Origin of the sequence: Patulibacter defluvii (genome assembly GCF_034096925.1) — a bacterium.
GTDB classification, from domain to species: Bacteria; Actinomycetota; Thermoleophilia; order Solirubrobacterales; family Solirubrobacteraceae; genus Patulibacter; species Patulibacter defluvii.
Map to the genome: position 1 here is coordinate 89,901 of NZ_JAWZSQ010000015.1, position 24,805 is coordinate 114,705.

The window sequence follows — 24,805 nt, forward strand, 5'->3', positions numbered from 1 at the left end:
TACGATCTGCCTACTGTTCCGTAGGCTACCGCGCCGTAGTACTGCTGCCCCACGTCCAAGGACCGCTCCGATGCCCGCCGCACCCGCTCCCCTCGCCGTCCCGGACAGCTACGCCGACCCCGTTCCCGAGCGGGTCCGGGTGGCGATCGTCGGCAGCGGCTTCAGCGGTCTGGCCGTCGGGATCCGCCTGCTCCAAGAGGGCGAGCGCGATTTCGTGATCCTCGAGCGGGCCGGCGACATCGGCGGCACCTGGCGCGACAACGCCTACCCGGGCTGCGCCTGCGACGTGCCCTCGCACCTCTACTCGTTCTCGTTCGCGCCGAACCCGAACTGGTCGAACACCTTCAGCCCCCAGCGCGAGATCTGGGAGTACCAGCGCGACGTGGCGGCGAGGTTCGGGGTCAACCCGTACGTGCGCACCAACGCCGCCGTCCAGGAGGCGCGCTGGGACGAGGACGCCCAGCGCTGGATCGTCACCACCGAGCGCGGGACCGTCTCCGCCCAGGTGCTGATCTCCGGCACCGGCCCGCTCTGCGAGCCGCTGATCCCGAACCTGCCGGGCCTCGACACGTTCGAGGGCGAGCAGTTCCACTCGGCCCGCTGGAACCACGACTACGACCTCCGCGGCAAGCGGGTGGCGGTCGTCGGCACCGGCGCCTCGGCGATCCAGTTCGTGCCCCGGATCCAGCCCCAGGTCGGCCAGATGACGGTCTTCCAGCGGACGCCGGCGTGGGTGCTGCCGCGGCCGTCGCGACCGGTGACGCCGGTCGAGCGGTTCCTCTACCGCCGCTTCCCGCTGCTCCAGCGGGCGATGCGCGGGGCGATCTACGCCAACCGCGAGATGCTGCTCTTCCCCTACAAGTACGCGCGGCCGACGAAGGCGATCCTGCGCGCCGTCGCCGAGGGCCACATGCGCCGCCAGGTGCCGGACGCGACGCTGCGGGCGAAGGTCAAGCCCAACTTCGACGTCGGCTGCAAGCGGATCCTGATCTCGAACGACTACCTGCCGGCGCTCGGCAAGTCGAACGTCGAGGTCGTGACCCACGGCGTCAGCGAGGTCCGCCCGAACTCGATCGTGGCCAGCGACGGCAGCGAGCGCGAGGTCGACGCGATCATCTTCGGCACCGGCTTCCACGTCACCGATCAGCCGGTCGCCGAGTTCGTCTTCGGCCGCGACGGCAAGCGGCTGGCCGACGCCTGGGCCGAGCAGGGGATGGCGACCTTCATGGGGACCACGGTCAGCGGCTTCCCGAACCTCTTCCTGATGGTCGGCCCGAACACCGGCCAGGGCCACACCTCGATCATCTACACGATCGAGTCGCAGGTGCCCTACGTGCTCGACGCGCTGCGGACGCTCGACCGCAACGGCGGCGGCTCGGTCGACCTGCGGCCCGAGGTCCAGAAGACCTTCGGCGAGGAGATGGACCGCAAGATGCGCGGGACCGTCTGGACCGCCGGCGGCTGCAAGTCGTGGTACCTGGACGCGAGCGGCCGCAACACCACGCTCTGGCCCAGCTTCACCTTCCAGATGCGGCGCCGCCTGGCCCGCTTCGACCCGTCGATGTACCGGGTGCAGCCGCCCCGGACGGCCGACGCGTCGACCCCGGCCCCGCCGGTCGCCGCCGACTGACCGCCGCGCCGCCGGTGACGTCGCGGTCGCTCGGCGACCGCAACGTCACAGCGGGGGCAGCTCGACGGCCTCGCCGTCGAGCGCGCCGTCGCCGGTCGCGTCGGCGGCCGGCAACGCGGGGGCGGGCCGCAGCCAGCGCCGCAGGTGGGCGTACACCCGCGGGTCGTGCAGCAGCTGCAGGTGGTCCATCCCGCCGATCACGACCACGTCCTCGGCGGCCAGCGTCAGCCGCCGCTCGCCGCGCGCCCGGCTGGCGGCGCTGGTGGGGGTGACGAGCCAGTCGCCGAGCACCGTCCGCGCCAGCCAGCCGTCGGGGTTGCGGGCGACGGTCGCGGCGACGGTGTGGTGGCGGACGCCGGGCAGCAGCGGCACGACGCCGCCGCGCTCGCCCCACGGCCAGCGGTCGACGGCCAGCGGGACGTCGTCGTGCAGCAGCGCCCCGTCGCGCATGTCGAGCACGCCGTCGCTGCGGAGGCCGAGCAGGTCGGCGATCGGGCGCGTCTCCGGCAGCAGTCCCGCCGCCCACTGGCCGGTCGCGGCGGCCCGCTCCAGGTTCGAGCCGAGCTGGGGGCTGCCGAGCATCACCACGTGCCGCAGCGGCCGCAGCCAGGCGTGGCCGGCGGCCAGCGCCTCGGCCCCGGCGCTGCGGGCGACGAGGCCGCCCATCGAGTGGCCGATCAGGACCAGCTCGCGGACGCCGCCGGGCCAGGCGGCGACCAGCTGCTCCAGCAGGTTGGCCAGCTCGGCGCCGTTGGCCGGCACCCGGCGGCCGCTGTTGTAGCGCAGCGCCAGCACGTCGTAGCCGAGGTCGCGCCGCAGCAGCGCCCCGTAGTCGAGGACGTCGTCGGGCTCGGCCGGCTCGCCGCCGCGGCGGACCGGCAGCCGCCAGGCGCGATCGGTGCAGCAGAGGCCGTGGATCAGGACCGCCACCCGCCCGCTCGACAGCGGGAAGGCGCGGGCCAGGTCGGCGGGCGTCGGCGCCAGGTCGGCGTCGCCGTGGCGGAGGGTCATCCGCAGCGCCAGCGGCGAGCGGTCGTCGGCGAAGCGCTCGCCGAAGGCCCCGTTGAGGGCGCCGAGGGCGAGCTGCCCGCCGCGGCTCTCCGAGATCGCCGGGGCGGCGGCGGGGCGGACGACGGCGGCCGCGGCGCCGGCCCCGCGCAGGGCCAGCCGGCCGATGATCGAGACGGCGGCGTAGACCCCGTCGGCGATCGCGTCGTGGGTCTGGCGGACGACCGGCGCGCGGCGGCCCATCGCCCGCTCGGCGACGGCCCGGTGGACGCTCTGGACGTGGCCGACGGCGCCCCCGAAGGCGGTGGCGGCGACGGCGCTGGAGGCGTGGATCTCGGTCGAGCGCATCGGTGGAGCATCCAGTGTACGGATGTGCACCGAACGCGTCCAGCGGCTCAGTCGACCATCCGCGGGAGCGGCCGCAGCCGGTGGTCGCGCGTGAACAGCCGGCGGGCGGCGGCGACCGTGGTGACGGTGGTCATGGTGACCACGCCGCCGAGGATCACGTACATCAGCGCCAACTGCACGAGGACCGCGTCGAGCGGGTCGACCCCGGCCAGGATCAGGCCGGTCATCGCCCCGGGCAGGAAGACGATCCCGAGCGCCTTCGTCGACTCGATCTGGGGCGTGATCGCCGTCCGCAGGATCTCGCGCAGCAGCGGCCGGGCGGCCTGCGGCCACGGCTGACCGAGCGCCAGCCGCGCCTCGACCTCGTCGCGCCGCTCGCCGATCGCGTGGCTCAGCCGCCGGCAGGCGACCACCCCGGCGCTCATGCTGTTGCCGACCAGCATCCCGGCCACCGGCACCAGCGTCCGTGGCTCGACGGGGAAGATCCCGATCCCGAACGTGATCGCGATCCCGACCGCGGCGGTCGTCCCGGTCGCCAGCAGCGAGATCCGCAGCAGGCCGGGCAGCGCCGGCGCCCGCCGTCGCATCGTGACCGCGGCGAAGCCGACCATCGCCACCACCCACAGCCAGCTCCACCAGATCGAGACGCCGTCGGCCACGATCAGGCCGAGCGCGACCGCCACCAGCAGCATCTGGGCCAGCGAGCGGACGATCGCCACCAGCACGTCGCGCTCCAGCCCCAGCCGCCAGGCCCGCGAGAGGCCGGCGGCGACCAGCACCACCGCGACCGCGATCGCCAGCCCGCCCCAGCCGACGTGGCCGTTCACGTCGCCGGCTCCCGCTCGACCGGCCGCGGACCGTGCTCCAGCCGGCCCGCGCGGAGCGCGACGACCCGGTCGGCCAGCCGCCGGACCTGCTCGTCGCTGTGGCTGACCAGCAGCACGTCGACCCCGTCGTCGTCGGCCAGGCCCCGCAGCAGCCGCTCCAGCTGCTCGGCCGCGGCGGCGTCGAGCGAGGCGGTCGGCTCGTCGGCCAGCACCACCCGCGGGCCGGTGGCCAGCGAGCGGGCCAGCCCCATCCGCTGGGCCTCGCCGCCCGACAGCTCCGTCGCCTGGCGGCCGAGCAGCCCGGCGTCGAGCGCCACCCGCTCCAGCAGCCGGCCGGCGGCGTCGTCGTCCAGCTCGGGATCGGCCACGCGCAGGTTGTCGGCGACGGTGCCAGGGAAGGCGACCGGGCGCTGGAAGACCATCGCCACCTCGCGGCGGTGGGCGAGGACGTCGACGGTGGCCAGGTCGCGGCCGCGGTAGGCGACCGTTCCGGCGTCCGGCGCCTGCAGCCGGTTGGCGCAGCGCAGCAGCGTCGACTTGCCCGAGCCTGACGGCCCGACGATCGCGCTCACGCCGCCCTCGGGCAGTTCCAGGTCGACCGCGTCCAGCCGCGGCCGATCCTCGCCGGCGACCGTCACCCCCGCGAACGCGAACAGCGGCACGCGCCGATGCTCCCACGGCCGGCGGCGGCCCGCCCGGGGCGTCCCTGGCCCGCCCCGTCGACGATCGTTGCGCTGCGGGCAACGATCGTCGACGGGGCCCGGAGAGGGCGGCCGCGGCGGATGGGTGGAAACCGCCATCCGCTGGGAGCGGGCGCGACGGGTGGGTACCCTCCGTCGGTGGCCGACTGGCGCTACGAGGAGCACCTGCGCACCCCCACGGGTCGGGGGACGCTGCCGCGTGGCGGCCACGACGGCGTGGCCGGGGGCGCGGCCTGCGGCGACCTGGTCCGGATCGCGATCGCCGTCGAGGACGACCGCGTGGCCGGCGCCGGCTTCGTCGCCGAGGGCTGCGGGGCACTGACCGTCTGCGCCTCGGTCGCCTGCGAGCTGCTGGAGGGCGCGACGATCCGCCAGGCGGCGTCGGTCTCAGTCGAGAGACTGGCCGACGAGGTCGGCGGACTGCACCCGGGCAAGCGCCACGCGGCCGAGCTGGTGACCGACGCGCTCCACCGCGCGCTCGGGACGGCGGTGGCCCACGACGCCGCTCCCGGGGCCGGCGCGGCCGCGGGGACGCTGGTGGCGATGAGCGGCGGGGTCGACAGCGCGGTCGCGGCGCTCGACGCCGGGCCCGACGCGGTCGCGGTCACGCTCGAGCTGTGGCGCGACGCGGAGAACGACGCCGAGTCCTCCTGCTGCTCGCACAGCGCGGTCCGGCGGGCGCGCGACCTGGCCCATCGGATGGGGATCCCGCACCTGACCCTCGACCTGCGCGAGCCGTTCCGGGCCGGGGTGGTCGAGCCGTGGATCGCCGACCACCGCGAGGGGCTGACCCCGAATCCCTGCGTCCGCTGCAACGGCGACGTGCGGCTGGACGCGCTGCTCGACCTGGCCGACCGGATCGGCTGCGCGACGCTCACCACCGGCCACTACGCCCGCACCACCGACGACGGCCTGCTGCGGCTGGCGGTCGACCAGGGCAAGGACCAGGCCTACATGCTCAGCGGCCTGCGGCCGTCGTCGATCGCGCGGCTGCGGTTCCCGCTCGGCGCCCTCCGCAAGGCCGAGGTGCGGCAGATCGCCGAGCGCGCCGAGCTGCCGGTCGCGCACCAGCCCGACAGCCAGGACCTCTGCTTCCTGGCCGGCACCGGCCAGGCCCGCTTCCTCGCCCGCCACGGCGACCTCGGCGACCGCCCCGGACCGGTCCGCGACGCGGAGACGGGGGAGACGGTCGGCGAGCACCGCGGGGCCCACCTGTACACGCTCGGACAGCGGCGCGGCCTCGGCGTCGCGGCCGGCGAGCCGCGCTACGTCGTGGCCACCGACGTGACCTCGAACGTCGTCACCATCGGCCGCCGCGAGCGGCTGCTGAGCGACCACGTCGAGCTGCGCGACCTGGTCCTCCACCGCGAGCCGTGGCGCGTCGACCGGGTCAAGCTCCGCTACCGCCAGCAGCCGCGCGAGGCGCGGGTGGTGCGGGCGCCGGAGCCCGGCGAGCGGGGGCCGGGGACGGTCGTCCTGGCCGAGCCGCTGCTGCGCGCCGCCCCGGGCCAGACCGCGATGCTGCTCGACGGCGACGTGGTCGTCGGCAGCGGGACGCTGGTCTAGCCGCCCTCCTCGACCGCCCGCGGCAGCGCCAGCACGAAGGTCGCGCCGCCGCCGGGGGTCTCCTCGACCCAGATCCGACCGCCGTGGGTGGCCGCGACCTGACGGACGATCGCCAGGCCGAGGCCGCTGCCGGGCCGGTCGCGGGTGTCGTCGCCGCGGCGGAAGCGGTCGAAGATCCGCTCGCGGTCGGCCTCGGGCACGCCGGCGCCGTGGTCGACCACCCGCACCTCGGCGGTCGCGTCGGGGCCGGCGACGATCCGGACCTCGACCGCGTGACCGTCGTCGGCGGCGTAGCGGGCGGCGTTGTCGAGCAGGTTCGAGAGAGCCCGCGCCAGCCGGTCGGGACGGCCCGAGACGACCAGCGGCTCCGGCTCGAGGGCGAACTGCACGCCGCGGTGGTCGCGGCGGGCGCGGGCCACCATCTCGGCCACCAGGTCGTCGAGCGCGACCGGCTCGTCGGCCTCGCGGGCGGGGGCGTCGCCGCGCGCCAGCTCGATCAGGTCGGAGACGAGCAGGCCCAGGTCCTCGGCCTGGTCGCGGACGTCGGCCAGGATCCGGCGCCGCTCCTCGTCGCCGATCGTGCCGTCGTCCTCCAGCAGCACCTCGGCGTTGGTGCGGAGGCTGGTGACCGGGGTCCGCAGCTCGTGCGAGGCGTCGGCGACCAGGTTGCGCTGCTCGTCGATCGAGCGGTCGAGGGCCCGCCGCGAGCCCTGGAGCCGCGCGAGCATGCCGTTGAAGCGCCGCGTCAGCTCGCCGACCTCGTCGTCGTCGCGGACCGGCAGCCGCCGGCCCAGGTCCTCGGTCGCCTCGACGTGGGCGGCGGCCTCGGCCAGGTCGGTGACCGGCCGCAGGATCCGCCGCGCCGCGCCGCGTCCGAGCAGCGCAGCGGTCGCCGCCGTCACCAGCCCCAGCCCCAGCAGCACCAGCGCCAGCGTCCGCAGCGCGTCGTCGGTGCCGTTCAGCGGCCGGGCGAACTGGACCGCGGCGCCGGGCAGGCCGACGGTCATCAGCCGCAGGTGGGCGTCGCCGACCTGGACGTCGCGCGGGCCGACCGTCGCCGGCGTGCCGATCGCCGCCCGGTCGGCGTCGCTGACCGGCAGTGAGACGTCGCCGCGGATCACGAGCTTGCCGTCGGGGACGATCGCCTGCGCGTACTCGGCCGGGCCGCCGAGCCGCGCGGGCGGGGCGGGCACGCCGCCACCGGGATAGGCGCCGCCGCCGTCCGGCTCGCCAGGCGCCACCCCACCGGGGTCGCCCGCCGGTCCGTAGGGCGAGAGCGCCGCCCGGTCGAGGAACCGCAGCCGGTCGCGGAAGCCGCGCGGGCCGTCGCGGAAGGAGCGCGCCTGGGCCCGCAGCGCGTCGTCGACGTTGTCGCGCAGCACTGAGCGGGTCACCGCCCACGCCGTCACCCCGCCGCAGGCGATCACGGCGGTGGCGATCAGGGCGACGATCAGCGCCAGCCGTCTGCGCAGCCCCATCGGCGGGATCAGGTCTCGCGGAGGGCGTAGCCGACCCCGCGGACCGTGTGCAGCAGCCGCGGCTCGCCGCCCTCCTCGGTCTTGCGCCGCAGGTAGCCGACGTAGACCCCGAGCGCGTTCGAGGTCGCGCCGAGGTCGTAGCCCCAGACGTGCTCGAACAGCTGCGAGCGGGTCAGCACCACCCGCGGGTGGCGCAGGAACAGCTCCAGCAGCGCGAACTCGGTCCGGGTCAGCTCGATCCGGCGGTCGCCGCGGCGGACGTCGCGGGTGACGGGATCCAGCCGCAGGTCGGCGAAGGCCAGCGCCTCGTCGGCGGCGCCGTCCTCCTCCGGCTCGGCCCGCCGCAGCAGCGCGCGGACGCGGGCCCGCAGCTCGCGGAGCGCGAACGGCTTCGGCAGGTAGTCGTCGGCGCCGGCGTCGAGCCCGTCGACCCGGTCGTCGATCCCGTCGCGGGCGGTCAGCATCAGCACCGGCGTGCGGTCGCCGCTGGCCCGCAGCCGCCGGCAGACCTCGAGCCCGTCGACCCGTGGCATCATCACGTCGAGCACGACCAGGTCGGGCTGCGAGCTGGCCAGCTGGTCGAGCGCCCGCTCGCCGTCGGTGGCGACGCCGACCTCGTGCCCGTCCAGCCGCAGCGCCCGCTCGAGCGCGGTCACCACGGTGGGCTCGTCGTCGACGACCAGGACCTGTGCCATCGGCCAAGCGTAGGGGCCGACCCGGTGGCCAGGCTCCGGGTCGCGTAAGAGACGGTGAAGAACCCCGCCGCTCAGCGCAGCCGCTCGCGGACCAGCGGCGCGACCTCCTCGCCCCAGCGGCGGACCTGGTCGACCGTCTCCTCGGCCAGCGCCAGCACGATCCCGTCGAAGCCGTCGCCGGCGAGGTCGGCGATCCGGTCGGCCCAGGCGGCGGGGTCGCCGGCGAACGCCCCGCGCGAGAAGCCCTCGCCCGCCAGCTCGCGGCCGCCCTCGCCGGCGGGCAGGATCGTGCCGGAGACGTTCAGCAGCCGCCGGATCGCCCGCGGGTCGCGGCCGGCGTCGGTCGCCGCCTCGTCGATCCGGCGGTGGCCGGCGCGCAGCGTCTCGCGGTCGGCGAAGCCCAGCGACGGCACCCAGCCGTCGGCCAGCCGGCCGGTCGTCCGCAGCATCCGCGGGCCGTAGGCGCCGAGCCAGATCCCGATCGGATGGGCCGGCTCGGGGCCGCCGTGGACGCCTGAGAGCCGGTAGTGCTCGCCGTCGTGGCGGAGCCCGTGGCCGCCCGACCAGATCAGCCGGATCACCGCGATCGCGTCGATCAGCGCGTCGACCGACTCGCCCGGCGTCCGCCGCGGCCCGCCCATCGCCTCGATCGCGTCCCAGAAGCCGCCGGCCCCGAGGCCGAGCTCGAAGCGGCCGCCGGAGAGCAGGTCGAGCGTCGCCGCCGTCTTCGCCAGCACCGCCGGCTGGCGCAGCGGCAGGTTGGCGACGTCGGGGAAGACGCGGACGGCCTCGGTCTCGGTCAGGATCGCCGCCATCAGCGCCCAGCTGTCGACGAAGCGGCGCTGGTAGGGGTGGTCCTGGATCCCGATCAGGTCGACGCCGGCGGCGTCGGCGGCGCGGGCCAGCTCGCGGACCTGGGGCAGCGTGGCGGCGGCGGGGGTCAGGAAGACCCCCAGCTCGGGAACGGCGGGGGCGGACATCGGCCGATCGTCGCACTCCGCGGGGCGCGGGTCGACCCGCTCAGCCGTCGCCGGGCAGCACCCGTCCGGCGCGCAGCCGGATCCGCCGCGGGGCGCGGGCGGCGAGGGCGCCGTCGGTGGTGGCGACGACCGCAGTCAGACCCTCGTCGTCGCGCAGCCGCGCCAGCCGCTCCAGCAGCGCCGGACCGGTCTCGTCGTCGAAGCCGCCGGCCGGCTCGTCGACCAGCAGCACCGCCGGCCGCAGGGCCAGCGCGCGGGCCAGCTCGGCCTCCAGCCGCTGCAGCGGTCCCAGCAGCGAGCGACAGGCGGGCTGGGCGGGGACCAGCGCCAGGTGGTGGCGGCGCAGCCGCTCGCGGCGGCCGGGGCCGAGCCCGTCCAGGTCCTCGCCGGCGACCAGCACCTGGCCGCCGCCGGGCCGCTGGAGGCCGGCGGCGATCCGCAGCAGCGTCGTCTTGCCGGCGCCGGCGGGACCGTGCAGCGCGACCAGCTCGGCCGGCCCGAAGGTCAGGTCGACGGCGTCGAGCCCGGCCGCCGCGCCGCGCGTCCGGTGGCGGACGCGACGCAGCTGCAGCGGCGGGGGCGCGGCCTGCCAGACGGGGGCGTCCGGGACGGCGCGCGGGGTGGGGGCGGGAAGCAGGGTGCGCATCGTGGGGTCGATTCCACCGCCCGCGCCGAAGGCCGAGCTGGTGCGGGACGAAGACCTCGCGAAGAACCCCCGCGCGGGCCCACGTCGCGGCGGCGGCCCGAGTCCGACACAATCGCGGGCGTGAGCACCGCCGGGCCGATCACCAGCGACGAGATCCGCGAGACCTTCCTGGGCTTCTTCGCGGCCCACGGCCACAAGCGGCTGGCCTCCGCCTCGCTGGTGCCGGCGGCGGACGACCCGTCGGCGCTGCTCACGATCGCGGGCATGCACCCGCTGAAGCCGTACTTCCTGGGCGCGGCGACGCCGCCGGCGCCGACGGTCACGACCTGCCAGAAGTGCATCCGGACCGAGGACCTGGAGAACGTCGGCGTGACCGCGCGCCACCTGACGTTCTTCGAGATGCTCGGCAACTTCAGCTTCGGCGACTACTTCAAGTCGGGCGCGATCGAGATGGCCTGGAAGCTCACCACCGAGGGCTTCGGGTTCGACCCCGACAAGGTCTGGGTGACGGTCTTCGGCGGCGACGACGGGCTCGGCCTGGGGGTCGACGAGGAGACGGTCGAGGCCTGGGTCGCCGCCGGGTTCCCGCGCGAGCGGATCGTGCTGCTCGGCCGCGACGACAACTTCTGGGAGGCCGGCCCCAACGGCCCCTGCGGTCCCTGCACCGAGCTGTACCTGGACCGCGGCCCCGACTACGGCAGCGGCGAGAAGCCCGGCGACGACGACGCCGACGACCGCTTCATGGAGTTCTGGAACCTCGTGCTGATGCAGTACGACCAGAAGCGCCACGCGGACGGCAGCTCGACGCTGACCCCGCTGCCGACCCAGAACATCGACACCGGGATGGGCCTCAACCGGATGGCGATGCTGCTCCAGGGCAAGGAGACGATCTTCGAGACCGACCAGTTCGCCCCGCTGGTGGCGCTCGGCGAGCAGCTGTCGGGCAAGCGCTACGAGGCCGGCGACCCGGTCGTCGACAAGGCCCTGCGGGTGATCGCCGACCACAGCCGCGCGACCGCCTTCCTGACCGCCGACGGCGTGGTGCCGTCGAACGAGGGCCGCGGTTACGTGCTGCGGCGGATCATGCGGCGGACGATCCTGCAGGCGCGGGCGATCGGGATCGAGGGCGAGGTGCTGCCGCGGTTCCTGGAGCCGGTGATCGCGACGATGGGCGCCGGCTACCCGGAGCTGGTCGAGCGCCGCGACGAGATGCTGACCTGGATCCGGGCCGAGGAGGAGGCCTTCGACCGGACCCTCGCCGAGGGCAGCAAGCGGCTCGACGAGGCGATCGCCGCCGGCACCTTCGACGGCGCGCTGGCCTTCCAGCTGCACGACACCTTCGGCTTCCCGTTCGACCTCTCGACCGAGATCTTCGCCGCCTCCGGTCCCGGCAGCGACTGGCTGGAGGGCGAGGGCCTGGCCGCGGTCAAGGCCGACTTCGACCGGCTGATGGCCGAGCAGCGCGAGCGCTCGCAGGCCGGCTCGCGGGCCGGCGACCACGGCGGCGCCTCGGCCGGCTCGATCGCGGGCCGGATCGCCCCGACGCCGACCGAGTTCACCGGCTACGCGACGCTCGAGCAGCACACGACGGTCGCCGGGCTGCTGGAGCAGGACGGCCGCACCTACGTGAAGCTGGCCGAGTCGCCCTTCTACCCCGAGGGCGGCGGCCAGGTCTCCGACGTCGGCACGATCGCCTGCGAGGACGGCGACTGCGAGGCGTCGGTGGCGGCGCTGGTGCGGGCCGGCGACGACCAGGCGATCGTAGTCGAGACCCGCCGCGGCGCGCTGCGGGTCGGGGAGCGGGTGGTCGCGCGGGTCGATCCGGTCGCCCGCCACGCCACCGCCTGCAACCACACCGCCACCCACCTGCTGCACGCGGCGCTGCGCGAGCGGCTGGGGGACCACGTCCACCAGGCCGGGTCGGCGGTCCGCCCGGACAAGCTGCGGTTCGACTTCAGCCACCCGACCAAGCTCTCGCCCGAGGACCTGCGCTGGGTCGAGGACCGCGTCAACGCGGCGATCCTCGTCAACGACCCGGTGCGGGCGATCACGACCACGCTCGACGAGGCGAAGGCGATGGGCGCCCACGCCCTCTTCGGCGAGAAGTACGGCGAGATCGTGCGGATGGTCGAGATCGGCGACGGCACCTTCAGCCGCGAGCTGTGCGGCGGCACGCACGTCCGCTCGACGGCCGAGATCGGCGTCTTCAAGCTCGTCAGCGAGGGCTCGAGCGCGGCCAACGTGCGCCGGATCGAGGCGATCACCGGCCCGGCCGCGGTCGAGCTGCTGCGCGAGCACGACCGGCTGCTGCAGGCGGCGGCGGAGACGCTGCGGGTGCCGCTCGACCAGCTGCCCGCACGGGTGACCAAGCTGCGCGACGAGGCCAAGGGCGGCGGTGGTGCCCAGAAGGCCGCCGCCACCGTCGACGAGGCCGCCCTGGCCGGCGAGGCGACCGAGATCGGCGGCGTGCCGGTGGCGGTCGCGCGGCTCGACGGGCTGCCGCCGGCGGCGGCGAAGGCGCTGCCGGAGGTCGCCGACCGCGTCAAGGGCAAGCTGGCGGCGCCCGGCGTCGTGGTGCTGGCCGCACCCGGCGAGGACCGGGTGGCGCTGATCGTCGCGGTCGCGCCCGAGGTGGTCGAGCGCGGCGTCCGCGCCGGCGACGTCGTCAAGGCCGCGGCGGCGGTGGTCGGCGGGGGCGGCGGCGGCAAGCCGACGATGGCCCAGGCCGGCGGCAAGGACCCGGCCAAGACCGACGAGGCGCTGAGCGCCGCGCGGGACGCGGTGGCGGCGGCCCTCGGCGGCTAGACGGCGTTGCGCGTCCTGGGCCTCGATCACGGCGCGGCGCGGACCGGCGTCGCGCTGAGCGATCCGACCGGGACGATCGCCACCCCGCTGCCGGCGATCGAGCGGGTCGGCGCCCGCCGCGGCCGCCGCACGCTGCTGCGGCTGATCGAGGAGCGCCAGGTCGACGAGGTGGTGGTCGGGCTGCCGCTCGGCCTCGGCGGCCACGACACCGACCAGACCCGCGAGGCCCGCGCCTTCGCGGCGTGGCTGGAGCAGGCGCTGACCGAGGCGGGGAGCCCGCGCCCGGTCCACCTCTACGACGAGCGGTTCACCACCCGGATGGCCCAGCAGAGCGGCGGCCGCGACAGCGACGAGGACTCGCGGGCGGCGGCGATCCTGCTCGAGGAGTGGCTGCGGCGGGCCTAGGCGCCGTCGACCGGCCGGACCGCGATCCAGCTCTTCGTGACCGGGCCCAGCCGCTCGCCGTGGACGGCGGCGGTCGGGAAGAGCGCGGCCATCTGGCCGCGGCGCAGCAGCCGCACGTCCTCCCACGAGCCCTGGGCGCCGAGCCGCCAGTAGGGCCGGCGGAGCGCGACCGGCAGCCAGTGGGCGACCGGCAGCAGCGCGTGCGGCTCGATCGGGAACGAGTAGGCGGGGGTCTGGACGTAGAGCCCGCGGCCGACCCGGGCCAGCTCGCGGGCGAGCGCCGGCCGCCGCTCGGGGGCCACGTGCTCGATCACCGAGTTGCAGTAGACGAGGTCGAACGCGCCGTCGGCGAACGGCAGCCGCGTGGTCGCGTCGGCGCGGACGAACGGGCCGGGGTAGGTGGGGCGGTCGGTCAGGTCGACGCCGGTGATGTCGAGCTCCGGCTCCTGGGCCCGCAGGCCGAGCGTGCCGCAGCCGACGTCGAGGATCCGCTGGTCGCGACGGACGCCGGTCAGCGCGAACAGCTGCTGGTGGCGGCGCGCCCGCAGCCGGCCCGCGATCGGGCTGGCGATCCGGGCCAGGGGACCGCGGGCGGTGGCGTAGACGTCGGGGTGCGGCGGCACGGCCAGGGAGGGTAGTGGCGCGCACGGCGAGCAACGTCACACGAGCGCTCCACGGCCGGGGAGCGGACCGCCGTACAATCGGTCCATGGCCTCGCAGCGTCAGATCCGCGTCGGCGACGTCCCCATCGGGGGCGGCGCGCCGGTCGCCGTGCAGACGATGACGAAGACCGAGACGGCCAACCTGCCCGAGACGCTGGCCCAGATCCGGCGCGTGGCGGAGGCGGGGGCGGACATCGTCCGCGTCGCGGTGCCGCGCGATCAGGACGTCGAGGCGCTGAAGACGATCGTCGTCGAGTCGCCGATCCCGATCATCGCCGACATCCACTTCAACCACACGCTGGCGATCAAGGCGATCGAGGCCGGGGCCCACTGCATCCGGCTCAACCCGGGCAACATCGGCGGGCCGGAGAAGGTCGCCGAGGTGGTCGCCACGGCCAAGAAGCACGGGGTGCCGATCCGGGTCGGGGTCAACTCCGGCTCGCTGCCGAAGCACCTGCGCGACCTGGAGTACACCGATCCGGTCGAGGCGCTGGTGCGGGCGGCGGTCGAGACGGTCGAGCTGATGGAGCGGCTCGACTTCGACCAGTTCAAGGTCTCGATGAAGTCGACCTCGGTGCCGAACACGATCGCCTCGAACCGGCGCCTGAGCGAGCGGATCCCGTATCCGCTGCACCTGGGCGTGACCGAGGCCGGCACCAAGTACACCGGCTCGCTGAAGAGCGCGGTCGGCCTCGGCACGCTGCTCGCCGATGGGATCGGCGACACGGTCCGGATCAGCCTCTCCACCTTCCACGCGGAGGAGGAGGTCAAGGTCGCCTGGGAGATCCTCAAGGCCTTGAAGCTGCGCGAGCGCGGCCCGGTCCTGATCGCCTGCCCGACCTGCGGCCGGCTGCAGTTCGACATGGACTCGGTGGTGGCCGAGGTCGAGCGGCGGCTGGAAGCCTACGAGGACCCGATCGAGGTCTCGGTCCTGGGCTGCGCGGTCAACGGCATCGGCGAGGCCCGCCACGCCGACTTCGGCATCACCGGCGCCAAGGACGCGGGGATGATCTTCTCCAAGGGCGAGCCGCTGAAGAAGGTCCCCACCGACCAGCTCGTCGACGAGCTGTTCAAGGAGATCGACCGCTACTACGCCTCGGGCAAGACCGTCGTCCGCGACGAGCGCGAGGTCGCCGAGGCCACCCAGTGGCTGTCGGAGAACGAGGACCTCTCCGCGATGACCCCCGAGCGGCTGGCCGCGCTCGAGAAGGAGAAGGCCGAGGCGGAAGCCGAGGCCCAGGCCCAGGCGCGGGTCGACGAGACCTCCTCGCCGACCGCGGGCCGCCGGTTCACCCGGACGGGCTGAGCGGCGGGACCGGGGCGCGCTTCGTACCGCGAAGGTTCGAAACGCGCCCCGGTGACGCCAGCCTCAGCCCTTCGCCAGCTTGACCGCGTCGCTGGTCCGCGTCTGCTTCGAGAGCGGGTCGACGAAGGTGTAGCGGTAGACGGCCTTCGACGACCGCGGCACCTTGACCTTGAACTGGCCGGCCGCGTTGGTGCTGACCGTCTTGTAGTCGCGGTAGCCGCTGCCGCTCTTGCGCTGGAGCGTCACCTGCAGCGCCTGGTTGCCCGGGCGCGCGTGACCCCAGACGTAGCCGGCCTTCGAGGTCCGCCAGCCGTAGATCGGATTGGCGAAGGCGGCGGCCAGCGGCTTGGCGCGGCCGTCGGCGAAGAAGAGGCCCGACTGCCAGCCGTTGTTCAGCTCCTCGCGGCCGGGAGCCAGCGGCTCGTCGAACCACTCGTACTGAGTCAGCATCTGGACCCGCGAGCTGCGGGCGGCGATCGACCAGCCCTGCTGGGTCCAGGCGTTCTGGCGCTTGAGCGAGATGCCCTCGCGCTTGTCGGGCGGGCTCGTCTGGTAGGCGTACTCGTCGAACCAGAACGGCATCTTGCTCGCCCCGGCCACCCGCAGCCGCTTGGCCCGGGTCAGCTTGTCGACCGCCGACGTGAGCCGCGAGAGGTCGGCCATCCGCGCGTTCGCCGTGGCGGGGTCGCGGCGCCCCGGCGACAGGTCGACCGAGTGCGGGTGGTACGAGAGCGCCTCGCCCTTGACCGCCGTGAACCGCTTGCAGTAGCCGCTGCGCTTGCGCTTGTACTTCGACGTCACGCACGACATCTCGCGCAGGAAGGTCAGGGGTTGCATCGCGGTCGTCGCCGTACGGGCCACGGCCGAGCCCTTCGACGAGGTGCCGCCGACCGCCACCCGGGCGACCGGGTCGTTGGCGTGGACCGCGTCGTAGCCGGCGACGGCCAGCTGGCGGTAGAGGTGCGGCGCGTAGGGCGAGCACTTGGTGCTCGACGTGCACTTGTACTGCGGCTGCAGCCACGAGCCGACGTTCGGCTCGTTCCAGATGATGTAGCGGTCGACCTTGGCCGCCACGTGCTTGGCCACCGCCGCCGCGAACTGCCCGAAGAGCCCGGGGTTCGGCGCCCAGCGGGTGTTGTGCCGCGCCGGCTCCATCGAGCCCCACAGCGGGCCCGGGCCCGAGATCACCAGCGTCACGCTCATCCCGTGCTGGCGGATCAGGTCGAGCCTGGCGTCGAGCGCCGAGAAGTCGTAGGCCTTCGGGTCGCTGCCGTTGAAGCCGGCCGGCGGCTTGACACTGTCCGGCGACGGCGCGAGCTTGCCCCACTCGGCGAAGGTCCGCACGTCCTGCACGCCCTCGGCCTTCCACTTCGCCACCGTCGCGGCCGCACCACCCGGCGTCTGGCCCTTCAGCACGTTCTCGTCCGCGATCCCGGTCAGCATCGTGCTCGACGCCGAGGCGAACGAGGGCAGGGCGAGCAGGGCGACGGCGACGCTGGTCGCGGTCACCGCGCGGCGGCTGGGGGAGGTCATCGGACGGGGTCTCCTCTCGAAGGGGGACGCGGGAGGCGCCGAACCGGGCGCTCGGAGGCGCTCGCGGTGCGCGGCACGGCGCGGGTCGGTGGTAGGAACCCACGGGCGGGCCGCGGGTTGCGGTTCGCAAGTCTCGCCGTTCCGGCGGACGGCCGGCGGCACGAACCCCTGGGACGGCCGTGCGACCGGCGGTAGCCGGACCGGATCGCGGCCCGCGGTCGTCTAGATTCCCCCGCGATGACGCGCCTCTCCCAGCTGCTGCTGCCCACCGAGCGCCAGCCGCCCGCCGACGCCGAGGCGGTCTCGCACCAGCTGATGGTGCGGGCCGGTCTGGTCCGTCAGATGGGCGCGGGTCTCTGGAGCTGGCTGCCGGCCGGTTGGCGCGTCCACCAGAAGATCGTCGCGATCATCCGCGAGGAGATGGAGCGGATCGGGGCCCAGGAGGTCCTGATGCCGGTCCTCCAGCCGGCCGAGCTGTGGCGGCGGACCGGTCGCTACGACGCGATCCAGGGCGAGCTGTTCCGGCTCAAGGACCGCAAGGACGCCGACATGGTCCTGGCGATGACGCACGAGGAGGCGATGACCAACCACGTCGCCCAGATCGTCCGCAGCTACCGCGACCTGCCCTTCAGCCTCTTCCAGTTCCAGGTCAAGGAGCGGGACGAGCCGCGGCCGCGCGCCGGCGTCCTCCGGACCCGCGAGTTCGTGATGAAGGACGCCTACACCTTCGATCGCGACGAGGCCGGTCTGCAGGCCCACTACGAGCGCTACCGCGAGGCCTACGCCCGGGTCTACGACCGCAGCGGCCTGCGCTGGTACGAGGTCGAGTCCGACACCGGGATGATGGGCGGCAAGCGCGCCCACGAGTACATGGCGCCCTGCCCCGCCGGCGAGGACGACGTGGTCCTGGCCGGGGACTACGCGGCCAACGTCGAGGTCGCCAGCGCCGACGCCCAGCCGGTCGACCTGCCGCCCGCGCCCGCCGCGCCGGTCCGGGTCGAGACCCCCGGCACGACCACGATCGCCGCCCTCGCCGAGCACCTGGACCGTCCCGCCGGCGCGCTGCTGAAGGCCTTCCCGGTCGTCGTCACGCCCGCCCCGCCCACCACCCCCGTCAAGGGCGAGGTTCCGGCGGTCGAGCCGCGACTGGTGCTGGTGCTGCTGCGCGGCGACCACGAGGTGGTCGAGATCAAGCTCGCCAAGGCGCTCGGCGGCAGCGTCCGCCAGGCCAGCGAGCAGGAGATCCGCGACCGGATCGGCCCGCCCGGCTTCCTCGGCCCGATCGGCCGCGACGTGCCGGTGCTGCTCGACGCCGCGGCCGCCGCCACCAGCGAGGCGAACCCCGGCGGCGGCTGGGTGGTCGGCGCCAACGAGGTCGACGTGCACCTCGACGGCGTCGTCCCCGGCCGCGACTTCGCCTACGAGGTCGGCGACGTCCGCGCCGTCGTCGCCGGCGACACCGTCGACGGCCGTCCGGTGACGATCGAGCCGGCGATCGAGATCGGCAACATCTTCCAGCTGATGACCCGCTACTCCGTGCCGCTCGGGGCGACCTACCTCGACGAGGACGGCAAGGAGCAGCCGATCATCATGGGCTCCTACGGGATCGGCCCGGCCCGGATCGCCGCCGCCGCCGTCGAGCAGTTCCACGACGAGCGCGGGATCGCGTGGCCGAAGGCGATCGCGCCCTTCCAGGTCGAGGTCGTGGCACTCGGCAAGCGCGGGACCGAGGAGCAGGAGGCCGCCGCCCGCGTCTACGACGAGCTGACCGCCGCCGGCTTCGAGACCCTGCTCGACGACCGCGACGGCGGCGCCGGGGCGAAGCTGACCGACGCCGAGCTGCTCGGCTGCCCGCTGCGGATCACCGTCGGCAAGCGCTCGCTGGCCGAGGGTCGGGTCGAGGCCCAGATCCGCCGCGGCCAGGAGACGATCGAGGGCGGGCTGCCGCTCGACGGCCTGGTCGCCGCGGTCCGCGAGCTGTGGGAGCGGATCCCCTGATCCCGGCCGGCCCCGAACCGCCGCGGGACGAGGGCCGCCCGGGCGCACCGGCCGACGGCGCCAAGGGGCCGGTCCGCGAGCGCGCCGAGCAGGTCCGCGACCGCACGCGCGAACGGGCCGAGCAGGTCCGCGACCGGACCCGCGAGCGGACCGAGCAGCTGCGGGAGCGGACCGAGCCGATCCGCGACAAGACCCGCGAGCAGACCGAGCGGGTCCGGATGACCGTCTACCGGCTGTTCGGGATCGACCGCTCCGGTCCGCCGCCGGTGCAGACCCTGCCCGGCCAGCCGCTGCGGGTCTGGACGCTGCCGAACGCCGTCGGGATGATCCGACTGGCCCTGATCCCGGTCTTCCTGGTGCTGGCGCTGGGCAGCGACACGGGCACCGACGCGGCGCCGGCGATCCTCTTCGCCTTCATCGCCGGCAGCGACTACCTGGACGGCTTCCTGGCCCGCGCGACCGGCCAGTACAGCCGCTTCGGGGCGCTGCTCGACCCGGTCACCGACCGCTCGCTGGTGCTGGCCGGCGGTGTCGTCTGCTGGCACTTCGAGCTGCTGCCGCGGTGGGCGCTGGCGGTGCTCGTCGCGCGCGAGCTGTACGTGCTCTACAACGGCCGCCGGGCGGTCCGGCTGGGCCTCGGGATGCAGGTCAACTGGTGGGGCCGGATCGCCGTCGTGCCGACGATGGGCAGCCTCTTCTTCGCCCTGGTCGGGCTGGAGACGCTCTCCGAGGTGCTGCTGTACATCGGCGTCACGCTGTCGCTGCTGGCCGCCGCCCGCTACACGGTCCAGGGTCGGCGGGCGCTGCGCGAGCGTCGCGAGGCCGCCGACGCGTAGCGCCCGAGCAGCACGCGCGACGGCCCCCCGACCTCCACCCTCAACTGGAGGTCGAGGAGCGGGCCGGGAGCGCTGGTATGCTCGCCGGGCCGTCCCTCCTTCGGAGCCTCTTAGCGCATGGAAGACACGTTCCCCGATCTCGGCAGCCTCTCCGACGAGGAGCTGAAGGCGATGATCGACCGCCTGACCACGGAGGAGACCGAGGTCAGCTACCGCCGCCGGATCCTGCACGGGCAGATCGACATCCTGCGAGCCGAGCTCGTCAGCCGCCTGCGCCGCAAGCACGAGGACGGCGAGGCCGTGATCGGGGGGTCCGACGTCGACCGCCTGACCGAGATCCTGGCCGGGCGGGCCGCGGGCCTGCGCCCCGCCGACGAGGTCGAGGGCGGCGAGGGGAGCGCGACCTCCTGATGGCCGTCCACTGCCCGGAGTGCGGGTTCGTCGCGGGCGAGGGCGCCAACTTCTGCCCCAAGTGCGGGGCCTACCTGGGCGACATCCAGGCGCCGCAGGAGCCGACGACGGCGACCTACCGCGTCGGCGACACCGGCGAGGTCGCCGCGGTCGACCTGGCCGCGGTCCGCGAGTCGGGCGGGGCGGCGCTGGTCGTCCGGGCCGGCGGCGGCCGCGAGGGGGAGAGCTTCCCGCTCGCCGGCGAGCGGGTCACGATCGGCCGCCGTCCGGAGAGCGACCTCTTCCTCGACGACGTGACCGTCTCGCGCGATCACGCGATCGTCGTCTCGCGCAACGACGGCTGGCACATCGACGACCTCGGGTCGCTCAACGGGACCTACGTCAACCGCCGGCGGATCGACAGCTCGTTGCTGCACGACGGCGACGAGGTCCAGGTCGGCAAGTACAAGCTCACCTTCCTGGCCCGCTGAGGCCCCGATGGCGGAGGACCACGTCAGCGAGGCGCCGGCGGCAGGACGACCGGCCGCGTCGCCGGCCGCGGGCCGCAGCGGTCGGCCGCTGACGATCGGCCAGGTCTGCAAGCTGCTGGTCGGCGAGTTCCCCGACATCTCGATCTCGAAGATCCGCTACCTCGAGGACCAGAAGCTGCTGCACCCGCGGCGGACCAGCGGCGGCTACCGGCTCTTCGGCAGCGACGACGTCGACCGGCTGCGGACGATCCTGCGGCTGCAGCGCGACGAGTTCCTGCCGCTGCGGGTGATCCGCCAGGAGCTGGCCGCCGGCCGTGGCCAGGAGCCGCGGGTGGTCGAGCCGGACGGCGACCAGTCGCCCGCCCCGACCTCGAGCGGCCACCGGCCGTTGATCCGCGCCGGCGGCGGCACGCTGCGGACCGTCGAGGAGCTGTGCGAGGACACCCGCGCGACGCCCCAGCTGGTCAAGGAGCTGCGCGACTTCGGCGTCGTCCAGGGCCACGAGCACGAGGGCGCGATCGTCTTCGACGACGACGAGCGCGAGATCGTGCGGGCCGCGGTCGAGCTGGCCCGCTACGGCGTCGGGGGCCGCCACCTGCGGGTCCTCCGCAGCTCGGCCGACCGCGAGGGCGCGCTGCTCGAGCAGCTGCTCGGCCCCGCCCTGCGCTCGCGCAACGCCGAGCGGCGGGCCGAGGCGGTCGACGCGCTCGAGACGCTGGCCGCCACCACCATGCGGCTCAAGCACCTGCTGCTGATCCGCGACCTGCGGCGGCTGGTCGCGTGAGCGGCGAGGAACGGCGGCCGCCGGCCGACGCGGTCGACCTGCGCGACCACATCGTCGACCTGCCCGACCATCCCGAGCCGGGCATCACCTTCCGCGACATCACCCCGGTGCTGGCCCACCCCGAGGCGCTGGCCAGCGCGGTCGACCAGCTGACCGCGCTGACCGCCGAGCTCGGCGTCGAGCGGGTGATCGCGGCCGAGGCCCGCGGCTTCCTGCTCGGGCCAGCGCTGGCCCGCGAGCTGGGCGCGGGCTTCCTGCTCGCCCGCAAGCCGGGCAAGCTGCCGCGGCAGACGATCTCGGTGAGCTACGAGCTGGAGTACGGCACCGACCACCTCGAGGTCCACGCCGACCTGCTGCCGCCGGGTACGCGGGTGCTCGTCCACGACGACCTGCTGGCCACGGGCGGGACGGCGGGCGCGCTCTGCGCCCTGGTCGAGCGGCTGGGCGGCGAGGTCGTCGCCTGCTCGTTCCTGGTCGAGCTGGCCTTCCTCGACGGCCGCGCGGCGCTGGCGCCCCACGACGTCCACGCGCTCGTGCGCTACGACCACTGAGCGGAGGACCGGATGGCCAACGACGCCAGCGCGGTGGCCACGGCCGTCCTCGACGCCACCCCGGCGGACGTCTGGTACCTGATCTCCGACGGCGGCCGGATCGTCTCCTGGTGGCCGCGGGCCGAGCGGGTCGAGGACGTCCAGGGCGGCCGCTTCACGCTCGTCCTGCGCAGCTCGCGCGGGGTGCCGGTGCGGATGGACTGGCGGGTCGCCGCCTCGCGCCGCGAGCAGCTGCAGCGGTGGGAGCAGGACCTGGCCGGGACGCCGTTCGCGCGGGCCCTGACCCGCAGCGCGGTCGAGCTGCGGCTGGAGCCGGTCGACGACGGGGCCCGCTGCCGCGTGACCTACGCGGTCGAGCGCGACCTGGTCCAGCGCGGCTTCATCGCCCGGCTGCTGGGGCGGCGGGCCGCGCGCCGGCAGGCGGGCGAGGCGCTCGACCAGCTGCGCCGCGCGATCGGCTGACCGCGCGGCCGCGGGCCGTCCCTCAGCGCTTGATCGCGCCGCGCACGATCGTCTTGCCGGGCTCGTTGCCCTTCAGCGTCTGCTCGGTCTCCTCGGCGATCACCATCGTCGTGTACTTCGCCGGGTCGATCCGGAACTCCGAGTTGCCCTGGATGTCCTTGCCGACCATCAGCGGGATCACGGTGCCGGTGATCTGGCCCTTGGCGTTGATGGTCTTGGTCGTCGCCTTGCCGGTCGACGGGTCCTTCTCGCCGTTGCTGAACCAGCCCAGGCGGACCGCCTGCTGGCCGCCGCCGGTCAGCCAGACGGCGTAGGTCAGGCGGCGGCTCGACTTCAGCGGCTTGAACCGCTCGCCGGCCAGCGTGGCGACGATCTGGCCGTCGGCGACCTGCAGCTGGGCGGCGGCCTTCGGCGACGACTTGCCGCCGCCGGGGGCGTTCAGCACCACCGTCTGGAGCATGCCGGAGGGCAGCTGCGTGTAGTTCGGCGCGGCGTCGGTGGTGCTGGTGGCGGTCGGCGTCGAGGCGGTGCTGTCGCCCGCGTCGTCGCCGCCGTCGAAGACCCCGGTCACCCAGAGCACGATCGCCGCGGTCACCAGCGCCCCGGCGACGAGCAGCAGGATCGTGCCGGCACCGCGCCGCTGGCGGTCGCGGCCCTCGGCGACGGTGCGGGCGTCGAGCGCGGCGAACGCCTCGCGGACGTCCTCGCCGTCGCCCGGGACCGCCGGCAGCTCGTCGCCGGCCAGCGGGCGCAGCTCGGCGGCCACCAGCCGCGCCCAGGTGCGGGCCGGGGCCTGCTGCTCGAGCAGGTCGCGGGTGGCCTGGCGGTCGCTCGCCGGCTGCTGGCCGAGCAGGTAGTCGGCGATCCGGTCGCGGTCCTCCGGCTCGAGGCCGGGAACGTCGTCCGGGGCCAGCCCGTCGACCGCGTCCAGCGATCGCTCGCGGACCAGCGCGGCGTCGAGGCCGAGCGCCCCGGCCACGTCGGCGTAGGCGAGCTTGCGCCGCAGCACGAGCTGCAGCACGGCCTGCTGGTCGGGGTGGAGCTCCTCCAAGCGCGACATCAGCGGGAAAATCTACCGGCGCGACGGTTCGGAACGTGTAAGGGACGGCGATGAGCGTGGGAGGCCCCGCGCGACATAGGATTCGCCGATGGAGCTCCCTTCGTTGATCCCGATGGAGAAGACCCTCGACGGGTTGATCGGCCTGCAGTTCGGCGACGCCGGCGACGGCTGGATCGAGGCCACCGTCGCGGTCGGCGATCACGTCAAGCAGCCGATGGGTCTGGTCCACGGCGGCGTCTACGCCGCGATCGCGGAGTCGATGACCTCGATGGCGACCGCGGTCGGCGTCCACGCCGACGGCATGAGCGCCCAGGGGCTCTCGAATAGCACCAACTTCCTGCGGCCGATCCTCGAGGGCACGATCCACGCCCGCGCCGAGCGCCTGCACCGCGGCCGCACGACCTGGGTCTGGGAGGTCCGGATCACCGACGACGAGGACCGCCTGGCCGCCGTCTGCCGGATGGTGATCGCGGTCCGGCCGCTGCCCGACTAGGCCGGCCCGCCGGCCCGCACGACCAGCGGGACCAGCGTGACCGCGGCGGCGGCGCCGAGCAGCGCCGCCGTCGGTCCCCCGAGCCCGGCGAGCAGCCCGGCCGCCGGGCCGCCGAGCCCGACCCCGGCGTCGAACCAGGCGAAGAAGAGCCCGGCCGCGGCCCCGTGGTGGGCGGCCGGGACCCGCCCGAGGGCGAGCCGCCCGAGGGCCGGCACCGCCAGCGCCTGGCCGGCGGCCAGCAGCACGGTCGCCGGCAGCGCCAGCGCCGGGCCGGGCGCGAGCGCCAGCCCGGTGAGCCCGGCCGCCTGCGCCGGCGCCGCCGCCGTCAGCGTGCGACCGGCGCCGATCCGGTCGGGCATCGCGCCGCCGGCCAGCCGCACCACCACGACGGTGGCGGCGAACAGCGGCACCACCAGGGTCGCGCCGGCGATCGCCCGCTGGTGGAGGGCGAGCGCGGCGAACGAGAGCACGGCGACGTAGCCGACGTTGACCAGCAGCAGGCCGACGCCGGGGCCGGCGGTCGCGGCCAGCAGCTCGCGGGCCCGGCCGCCGTCGGCCGCGGCCGGCGCCGGTCGCGGACCGTGGCGGGGCGCCGCGGCGAGCGCCAGCAGCGGCAGCGCGGCGGCCAGCAGCAGCACCAGCGCGTGGTGGCGGTTGGCGGCGATCGCGGTCGCCAGCAGCGGCCCGACGGTCAGCCCGGCGTAGTTGGCCAGCCCGATCCAGCCGAGCGCGCGGGCCTGCCGGTCGGGCGGGCTGACACGCAGCATCCAGAGCACCGTCGCGGCCATCATGGCGCCCTCGCCGAGCCCGACCAGCAGCCGCGAGGCGACCTGGGCCGGCACCGTCGGCAGCGCCGCCGGCAGCACCCCGACCGCCATCGTCAGCGCGCCGGCGGCGAGCACCGGCGCCGGTCCGCGGCGGTCGGCCAGCCGGCCGCCGAGCGGTCGCGCCAGGGCGCCGGTCGCGGCCGGGGCGCCGATCGCCAGCCCGACCGCGAACGAGCCGCCGTCGAGCGTGTCGCCGACGTAGCGCGGCAGGATCGCCAGCACGACGCCGAGCGCGGCGTAGCAGAGCACCGCGGCGGTCAGGATCCTCCAGGGCACCCCGCGATCGTCGCGGCGGAACCCTTCGACCGAGGCCGAAGGGTCGC

24 protein-coding genes are annotated in these 24,805 nt (G+C 75.1%); 13 read left to right on the forward strand and 11 right to left on the reverse strand.

Annotated features, from left to right (window positions below):
• The first annotated feature begins 70 nt into the window (after positions 1 to 70).
• Positions 71 to 1,630, forward strand: a complete 1,560-nt coding sequence (locus SH587_RS15705) for a flavin-containing monooxygenase (protein ID WP_320671580.1) — start codon at positions 71 to 73, stop codon at positions 1,628 to 1,630.
• Positions 1,631 to 1,675: 45 nt separating this feature from the next.
• Here the strand turns inward: SH587_RS15705 and SH587_RS15710 are convergent, their stop codons facing one another.
• From SH587_RS15710 to SH587_RS15720, 3 genes are read right to left on the reverse strand one after another with little or no spacing between them, the layout of a single operon-like run.
• The gene (locus tag SH587_RS15710) at positions 1,676 to 2,986 is read right to left on the reverse strand and encodes an esterase/lipase family protein (protein WP_320671581.1); all 1,311 of its coding nucleotides are present in this window, start codon (positions 2,984 to 2,986) and stop codon (positions 1,676 to 1,678) included.
• Positions 2,987 to 3,033: 47 nt separating this feature from the next.
• Positions 3,034 to 3,813 carry an ABC transporter permease gene (locus SH587_RS15715; RefSeq protein ID WP_320671582.1) on the reverse strand — a complete coding sequence of 260 codons (780 nt, stop codon included), beginning with the start codon at positions 3,811 to 3,813 and terminating at the stop codon, positions 3,034 to 3,036.
• The gene (locus SH587_RS15720) at positions 3,810 to 4,475 is read right to left on the reverse strand and encodes an ABC transporter ATP-binding protein (protein WP_320671583.1); all 666 of its coding nucleotides are present in this window, start codon (positions 4,473 to 4,475) and stop codon (positions 3,810 to 3,812) included. The genes SH587_RS15715 and SH587_RS15720 overlap by 4 nt, the downstream gene beginning before the upstream one ends.
• A gap of 177 nt (positions 4,476 to 4,652) precedes the next feature.
• On the opposite strand from SH587_RS15720, the gene mnmA reads away from it, so the two are divergent.
• The gene (gene mnmA / locus SH587_RS15725; protein WP_320671584.1) at positions 4,653 to 6,080 is read left to right on the forward strand and encodes a tRNA 2-thiouridine(34) synthase MnmA; all 1,428 of its coding nucleotides are present in this window, start codon (positions 4,653 to 4,655) and stop codon (positions 6,078 to 6,080) included.
• Here the strand turns inward: mnmA and SH587_RS15730 are convergent.
• The 4 genes from SH587_RS15730 to SH587_RS15745 all read right to left on the reverse strand — a co-directional run bounded on the left by SH587_RS15730 (position 6,077) and on the right by SH587_RS15745 (position 9,879).
• Positions 6,077 to 7,558, reverse strand: coding sequence for a sensor histidine kinase (locus SH587_RS15730; RefSeq protein WP_320671585.1), 1,482 nt, complete (start codon positions 7,556 to 7,558; stop codon positions 6,077 to 6,079). The genes mnmA and SH587_RS15730 overlap by 4 nt on opposite strands.
• 8 nt (positions 7,559 to 7,566) lie before the next feature.
• Positions 7,567 to 8,253, reverse strand: a complete 687-nt coding sequence (locus tag SH587_RS15735; RefSeq protein WP_320671586.1) for a response regulator transcription factor — start codon at positions 8,251 to 8,253, stop codon at positions 7,567 to 7,569.
• Between the two features lie 71 nt (positions 8,254 to 8,324).
• Positions 8,325 to 9,233: an LLM class flavin-dependent oxidoreductase gene (locus tag SH587_RS15740; RefSeq protein ID WP_320671587.1), complete on the reverse strand. Its 909-nt coding sequence runs from the start codon at positions 9,231 to 9,233 to the stop codon at positions 8,325 to 8,327.
• 40 nt (positions 9,234 to 9,273) lie between these two features.
• Positions 9,274 to 9,879 carry an ATP-binding cassette domain-containing protein gene (locus SH587_RS15745; RefSeq protein ID WP_320671588.1) on the reverse strand — a complete coding sequence of 202 codons (606 nt, stop codon included), beginning with the start codon at positions 9,877 to 9,879 and terminating at the stop codon, positions 9,274 to 9,276.
• A 120-nt stretch (positions 9,880 to 9,999) separates the two neighbouring features.
• Here SH587_RS15745 and alaS point away from each other — a divergent pair, with 120 nt between their 5' ends.
• Both alaS and ruvX read left to right on the forward strand, forming a co-directional pair.
• Positions 10,000 to 12,684: an alanine--tRNA ligase gene (gene alaS / locus SH587_RS15750; protein WP_320671589.1), complete on the forward strand. Its 2,685-nt coding sequence runs from the start codon at positions 10,000 to 10,002 to the stop codon at positions 12,682 to 12,684.
• Between the two features lie 6 nt (positions 12,685 to 12,690).
• Positions 12,691 to 13,089 (forward strand): Holliday junction resolvase RuvX, encoded by a 399-nt coding sequence (ruvX, locus tag SH587_RS15755; protein WP_320671590.1) that lies wholly within the window; start codon positions 12,691 to 12,693, stop codon positions 13,087 to 13,089.
• Here ruvX and SH587_RS15760 read toward each other — a convergent pair.
• The gene (locus SH587_RS15760; RefSeq protein ID WP_320671591.1) at positions 13,086 to 13,712 is read right to left on the reverse strand and encodes a class I SAM-dependent methyltransferase; all 627 of its coding nucleotides are present in this window, start codon (positions 13,710 to 13,712) and stop codon (positions 13,086 to 13,088) included. The two genes, ruvX and SH587_RS15760, sit on opposite strands and share 4 nt — an antisense overlap.
• An 85-nt stretch (positions 13,713 to 13,797) precedes the next feature.
• On the opposite strand from SH587_RS15760, the gene ispG reads away from it, so the two are divergent.
• A complete protein-coding gene (ispG, locus tag SH587_RS15765; RefSeq protein ID WP_320671592.1) occupies positions 13,798 to 15,057 on the forward strand; it encodes a flavodoxin-dependent (E)-4-hydroxy-3-methylbut-2-enyl-diphosphate synthase in 1,260 nt (419 codons plus the stop codon).
• Positions 15,058 to 15,120: 63 nt separating this feature from the next.
• On the opposite strand, the gene SH587_RS15770 is transcribed toward ispG, so the two are convergent.
• Positions 15,121 to 16,590, reverse strand: a complete 1,470-nt coding sequence (locus SH587_RS15770; protein ID WP_320671593.1) for a hypothetical protein — start codon at positions 16,588 to 16,590, stop codon at positions 15,121 to 15,123.
• 237 nt (positions 16,591 to 16,827) lie between these two features.
• Between SH587_RS15770 and SH587_RS15775 the strand changes: the two genes are divergently transcribed.
• From SH587_RS15775 to SH587_RS15805, 7 genes are all read left to right on the forward strand, one after another.
• Positions 16,828 to 18,588 (forward strand): proline--tRNA ligase, encoded by a 1,761-nt coding sequence (locus SH587_RS15775; protein WP_320671594.1) that lies wholly within the window; start codon positions 16,828 to 16,830, stop codon positions 18,586 to 18,588.
• Positions 18,570 to 19,424, forward strand: coding sequence for a CDP-alcohol phosphatidyltransferase family protein (locus SH587_RS15780; protein ID WP_320671595.1), 855 nt, complete (start codon positions 18,570 to 18,572; stop codon positions 19,422 to 19,424). The genes SH587_RS15775 and SH587_RS15780 overlap by 19 nt, the downstream gene beginning before the upstream one ends.
• Before the next feature lie 117 nt (positions 19,425 to 19,541).
• Complete coding sequence (locus SH587_RS15785) at positions 19,542 to 19,835, forward strand: RsiG family protein (protein ID WP_320671596.1); 294 nt, start codon at positions 19,542 to 19,544, stop codon at positions 19,833 to 19,835.
• On the forward strand, positions 19,835 to 20,305 hold the full coding sequence (locus SH587_RS15790; RefSeq protein ID WP_320671597.1) for an FHA domain-containing protein: 471 nt from the start codon (positions 19,835 to 19,837) through the stop codon (positions 20,303 to 20,305). Before SH587_RS15785 ends, SH587_RS15790 begins: the two co-directional genes overlap by 1 nt.
• 7 nt (positions 20,306 to 20,312) lie before the next feature.
• On the forward strand, positions 20,313 to 21,089 hold the full coding sequence (gene ftsR / locus SH587_RS15795; RefSeq protein WP_320671598.1) for a transcriptional regulator FtsR: 777 nt from the start codon (positions 20,313 to 20,315) through the stop codon (positions 21,087 to 21,089).
• Positions 21,086 to 21,640, forward strand: coding sequence for an adenine phosphoribosyltransferase (locus tag SH587_RS15800; protein ID WP_320671599.1), 555 nt, complete (start codon positions 21,086 to 21,088; stop codon positions 21,638 to 21,640). Before ftsR ends, SH587_RS15800 begins: the two co-directional genes overlap by 4 nt.
• Positions 21,641 to 21,652: 12 nt before the next feature.
• Entirely contained in the window at positions 21,653 to 22,102 is a 450-nt protein-coding gene (locus SH587_RS15805) for an SRPBCC family protein (RefSeq protein WP_320671600.1), read from the forward strand.
• 22 nt (positions 22,103 to 22,124) lie between these two features.
• Here SH587_RS15805 and SH587_RS15810 read toward each other — a convergent pair whose 3' ends face one another.
• Positions 22,125 to 23,162 (reverse strand): magnesium and cobalt transport protein CorA, encoded by a 1,038-nt coding sequence (locus SH587_RS15810; protein ID WP_320671601.1) that lies wholly within the window; start codon positions 23,160 to 23,162, stop codon positions 22,125 to 22,127.
• Positions 23,163 to 23,250: 88 nt separating this feature from the next.
• On the opposite strand from SH587_RS15810, the gene SH587_RS15815 reads away from it, so the two are divergent.
• Positions 23,251 to 23,655 carry a PaaI family thioesterase gene (locus tag SH587_RS15815; protein ID WP_320671602.1) on the forward strand — a complete coding sequence of 135 codons (405 nt, stop codon included), beginning with the start codon at positions 23,251 to 23,253 and terminating at the stop codon, positions 23,653 to 23,655.
• Here SH587_RS15815 and SH587_RS15820 read toward each other — a convergent pair.
• Positions 23,652 to 24,758 carry an MFS transporter gene (locus SH587_RS15820; protein ID WP_320671603.1) on the reverse strand — a complete coding sequence of 369 codons (1,107 nt, stop codon included), beginning with the start codon at positions 24,756 to 24,758 and terminating at the stop codon, positions 23,652 to 23,654. The genes SH587_RS15815 and SH587_RS15820 overlap by 4 nt on opposite strands.
• Positions 24,759 to 24,805 lie beyond the last annotated feature (47 nt).